The following is a 4,577-nucleotide window of genomic DNA, read 5'->3' as shown; positions in this document are numbered from 1 at the left end:
TTGCAGGCGTTGACCCTAAAGTAGGGCTCTATGCCTCGTTCTGTATTTGTGTCGTCACTGCTTTGGTTGGCAGTCGTCCGGGAATGATTTCCGGTGCAACAGGCGCTATGGCGCTATTAATGGTCACCTTGGTGAGAGAGCACGGACTAGAATATCTACTCGCTGCTTCATCTTTAGCTGGCGTCATTCAAATCGCAGCCGGGTATCTTAAGCTTGGTAACCTAATGAATTTCGTTTCCAAATCGGTGATTACTGGATTTGTTAACGCGCTCGCGATTCTCATTTTCATGGCCCAGCTTCCTGAGTTGATCAACGTTCCTTCAAGTGTTTACGTGTTAGTAGCTTTGGGTTTGGCGATCATCTACTTGCTTCCATATTTTCCCAAGTTTGGTCGTGCAATACCTTCTCCATTGGTCGCTATTGTTGCCCTGACAATCATTAGTTTGTTGTTCGGATTAGATGTGAGAACGATTGGCGATATGGGCAAGCTTCCCGATTCACTGCCGGTATTCTTGATTCCTAATATTCCATTCACGTTCGATACGCTTGCAACCATCCTGCCATACTCTATCGCTCTATCTCTGGTTGGCTTACTGGAATCTTTGATGACAGCGACCATAGTCGATGATCTGACCGATACTGAAAGCAATAAAAACAATGAGTGTAAAGGGCAGGGAGTAGCGAACATCGTTGCCTCACTATTTGGTGGTATGGCGGGGTGTGCGATGATCGGTCAGTCGATCATTAACATCAAATCAGGTGGCTTAACCCGATTATCCAGTATGATCGCTGGGGTTGTTTTGTTGCTAATGGTGGTGTTTGTTTCTGATTGGTTGAAGCTGATACCGATGGCGGCTTTAGTATCTGTGATGATCATGGTTTCAATCGGCACGTTTTCATGGCGTTCTGTTGTTGAACTTAAAGATCACACGCTCTCTACTAATGTGACGATGCTAGCGACCGTAGCGGTGGTGGTGTTTACGCACAATCTCGCGATAGGTGTTGCAGTTGGCGTGGTGTTGTCAGCTTTGTTTTATGCGCATGCCAGCAAGTCGATGGTCTTTATATCTGATGAAGTGGTGACTAACGAACTGCACACCACCCATCGAGTAAAAGGCCATGTCTTTTTTGCTTCTTCAGATGCGTTTGTCGATCTATTTGACTATGACAAGGCCACGTCTTTAGTGACGATCGATATATCGGATGCATCGTTCCTAGATAACACGTCGGTTGAGGCGCTTGATAAGGTCGTGTTTAAGTTCCGAAAAAAGGGTGCTTATGTAGAGGTCGCAGGAATGGATACCGTGAGTGCGAATCTGATATTCAAGCACGCGATGTACCACAAGCATAAAGATTTAACCGCGGTTTCCATTACGCACTAATCGTGGTTTAAGGTGCTCTTAAAATCTTAAAATCTTAAAATCTTAAAATCTTAAAATCTTAAAATCTTAAAATCTTAAAATCTTAAAGCCCGAACTAGACATTGTTATGAAGATAAAGCGCTCATCTTTGAGCGCTTTTTTGTTGATGTCGCTAGGGGAGTTCTAACGGCCTATGACTGACCTTTATCGTTGGTATTTGAGTTCGATAAGGTGAATTGGTTGATAAGAGATTCAAGGTGATCCGACAGCTCTTCTAAATCATTACTGATTCCACGAGTTTCAGCTGCAGACTGCGATGTGTTGTCGGCGTGAGAAGTGATGGTTTCAACTTTTTGTTGCACATCTTGGGTTGCTTGTGTGGTGGATTGCGTCTGTTGCTGAATATTTTGTGCATGAGCCAACACTTGTTTCATTTCTTCAACGACACCGTTCATCTCAACGGACAGTGCGTCGATATCTGTTGAGCTTTGATGTGCTTGTTCGCAAACGCGGTCAGCAGAATTCAGCGATTCTTCACTGCCTTGTTGGAACTGATGAATGATTGACTCAATACTGCCAGTTGCCTCTGCCGTTCGTGATGCAAGATTTCGAACTTCATCTGCCACTACCGCAAAGCCCCGACCTTGCTCTCCCGCACGAGCCGCTTCAATCGCCGCATTTAAGGCTAGAAGATTGGTTTGATCGGCAATGCCACGAATCACACTCAATATTGAAGAGACCTCTCCGGTTTGCTCATTGAGTGTCAGTATCTTGTGTTTCACTTCTTCTATGCTACTGACTAGGTTCTTTATCTCACTGCTTGCATCATGTGCTTGGTTCGCACTCTTACATGCCACATCGGCGGTGTGATTGATGAGTTCTGACGCGGTTAAAGTGGCTTGTTCTACATTAACTTGCTGCGCCTGTATCCCTTCGATATTGTTTTGTACTTCAGCGGTTTCGTTTTGTTGATCGCTGGCGGCTTGCTCGGTAATTTGTGCAACACTAGTCAGTTGGTTGGCAGACGCATTCAGTTTGTGCGAGGTGTCTTGTACCCTCTCTAAGCTGTCGGAAACCGTGCCCATGAACGAGTTGATGGAGTTAGCAAGCGTGCCAATTTCATCCTTGCTTTGCTCTGGCAGTCGAGTTGATAGGTTTTTATCACTGCTGACTTGAGTCATAAAGCGAGAGGTTTGTTGAAGCGGGCGAACGATTATCTTACGAATCAATCCCATAGTAAGAACGAATCCGGCAAAGGAGATCACTGCCATGATACCGATCGCTGTCATCGTTTGAGTATTGATCAGCGAGTTGACATGGTTAAGGTTATATTCAAGTCGAATTGCACCTAATACTTCCCCTTCTGGCGCCATATGACATGCCACACAATTGGTGCCGCGATAGTTCTCGCTCGACTTCATTGGCAGAGCAATAACCAAGCCTTTTCCCCAATCGGCAGAAAAGGGTTTGATAACGGTTTCACCCGCTAGCGCTCGTTTATCAATATCATCCACAGGTGTTTGGTTGCCATTGCCAGGCCCGTATAATTTACTTACCGCATCAGCACGCAATACACGAACATTTTCAATGCCTTCTTGCGCTAACGCTTTCTGACGAAGGGTCTCTTTTTGTGCCATGGTGCCAGTGAGCATCATCATATTGAGGCTATCGAAATAGTTGCTCGCTTTATCGTGAAGTTGCTCACTTAACACTGAGTTTACAAGTTGCTTTTGCTGCGAATATTGAAAGTAGGTCGATATTGCTAATAGAAAAGTGAACACGATGGCGAGGGCCACTAGGATTTTAAAGGTGATTGTTGAGCGCATAAGGTGTTTGTTTTTATTAAGTATAATGACATGCATACTTTACGTGTAAGCAGCTCTACCACCTATGGGGTATAACCGATTGTGTGACCACACTCCGGTTGTGGTTATGTTTCTGTGATGTAGCGGGTTTGTTTATCATTTGGCGAGAGGGTTAAGCGTATGGTGATTTTCAAGCCATCTTTATATGTGTTTTATTGTGACTCAAGTGAGTGGGTAGCAACAAGCTCCCCCTTGAAGCTAATAAGGCCGTACAGTGGTGATAGAACTTGTAGTGTGTATTGGTTTTACGTAATATTGCGTGTCATTTTTTTAGCCTGAGAAACACAATGAGAACTGAGTTATACAAAGAGTTTATGTTTGAAGCAGCCCACCATCTTCCACACGTGCCAGAAGGGCATAAGTGCGGTCGTTTGCATGGTCACTCTTTTCTTGTTCGTTTGTACGTAGAAGGCGAAGTTGACCCGCATACAGGTTGGGTAATCGACTTTTCTGAAATTAAAGCTGTATTCAAACCAATTTACGACCGTTTAGACCACTACTACCTAAACGACATTGAAGGTTTAGAAAACCCGACAAGTGAAGTATTGGCTAAATGGATCTGGAATGAACTTAAACCAAGCTTGCCACTTTTGAGCAAGGTTGAGATTAAAGAAACATGCACAGCGGGTTGTATCTACCGCGGTGAATAAGGTTTCGATGCTGTAGTTTGTGATGCTGAAGTCTTCGATGCTGTAGATTTCAAGGATACAGTTATCAAAGCTATAGTTATCAAGGCAACAGTCTTCAATACTATAGCTTTCAAGGTTATAGTCTTAAAAGCTATAATCGAACGAAAGGCGCTTACAAGAGCGCCTTTTTTGTAGCTGTCATATATGTTTGGGTGTTCTTTATACAAGCTTTGTTGTTAATGGAGTGGGGAGTTCATAGTTCCGATTTTTATCAAAAATGATTATTGTTTTACGCGGTTTGGTGGTCGATTTATATCCAAATGACTGTTTTGTTCAATTTAATAGCAGAAATTGTGGTTACAGCGTTGTGTTTCGAGGCTCATTCGATAAGATGAAAAGACCTCTAATGCTAGAGGTAGGGCAGCAACGGATACGCTGCTTCAAATACTATGGAATGTGACTCAATTATTGGACACATACATGAAATTCAAGATTACATCGCCGATTATTGAACCTACAGAAGGTTCACCACATCAGTTAACGCTCGCTCACGCTTCTCGTTTTACCTCCTTTAAGACAAGCTCCCCTTTGAACACCCTGTTCGACAACGTCTCTGCACGCTTCTTTACTGCTTATCGCTCCTATTGTTATTCGTTTTATAACTTTATTTCTATTTGAACCCCTTTGTCATCCGCTTGATGTACGAAGACTCACACCTATAA

Annotated in this window: 4 protein-coding genes; 3 read left to right on the top strand and 1 reads right to left on the bottom strand. The window is 43.6% G+C overall.

All coding sequences use genetic code 11. The annotated features are described in order from the left end of the window. On the top strand, positions 1-1,382 hold a 1,382-nt coding region (locus AB4496_RS05965), incomplete at its 5' end, for a SulP family inorganic anion transporter (protein ID WP_372130691.1). A 170-nt stretch (positions 1,383-1,552) separates the two neighbouring features. On the opposite strand, the gene AB4496_RS05960 is transcribed toward AB4496_RS05965, so the two are convergent. Beyond that, positions 1,553-3,187: a methyl-accepting chemotaxis protein gene (locus AB4496_RS05960; protein WP_102258630.1), complete on the bottom strand. Its 1,635-nt coding sequence runs from the start codon at positions 3,185-3,187 to the stop codon at positions 1,553-1,555. Between the two features lie 326 nt (positions 3,188-3,513). Here AB4496_RS05960 and queD point away from each other — a divergent pair, with 326 nt between their 5' ends. Further along, on the top strand, positions 3,514-3,876 hold the full coding sequence (gene queD / locus AB4496_RS05955; protein ID WP_009847038.1) for a 6-carboxytetrahydropterin synthase QueD: 363 nt from the start codon (positions 3,514-3,516) through the stop codon (positions 3,874-3,876). 459 nt (positions 3,877-4,335) lie between these two features. Continuing rightward, positions 4,336-4,533, top strand: a complete 198-nt coding sequence (locus AB4496_RS05950) for a hypothetical protein (RefSeq protein WP_133151993.1) — start codon at positions 4,336-4,338, stop codon at positions 4,531-4,533. Positions 4,534-4,577: the final 44 nt, after the last annotated feature.

This window comes from Vibrio sp. 10N.222.46.A1, from assembly GCF_041473595.1.
In the GTDB taxonomy this organism is placed as follows: domain Bacteria; phylum Pseudomonadota; class Gammaproteobacteria; order Enterobacterales; family Vibrionaceae; genus Vibrio; species Vibrio tasmaniensis_A.
Note: the sequence above shows the minus strand (reverse complement) of the source record. Positions and strands in the feature narration are given on the sequence as shown.

What these genes read in the sequence shown, in the direction of transcription:
- AB4496_RS05960 (WP_102258630.1), bottom strand. Translation starts at nt 3,187, where the DNA reads ATGCGCTCAACAATCACCTTTAAAATCCTAGTGGCCCTCGCCATCGTG.
- queD (WP_009847038.1), top strand. Translation starts at nt 3,514, where the DNA reads ATGAGAACTGAGTTATACAAAGAGTTTATGTTTGAAGCAGCCCACCAT.
- AB4496_RS05950 (WP_133151993.1), top strand. Translation starts at nt 4,336, where the DNA reads ATGAAATTCAAGATTACATCGCCGATTATTGAACCTACAGAAGGTTCA.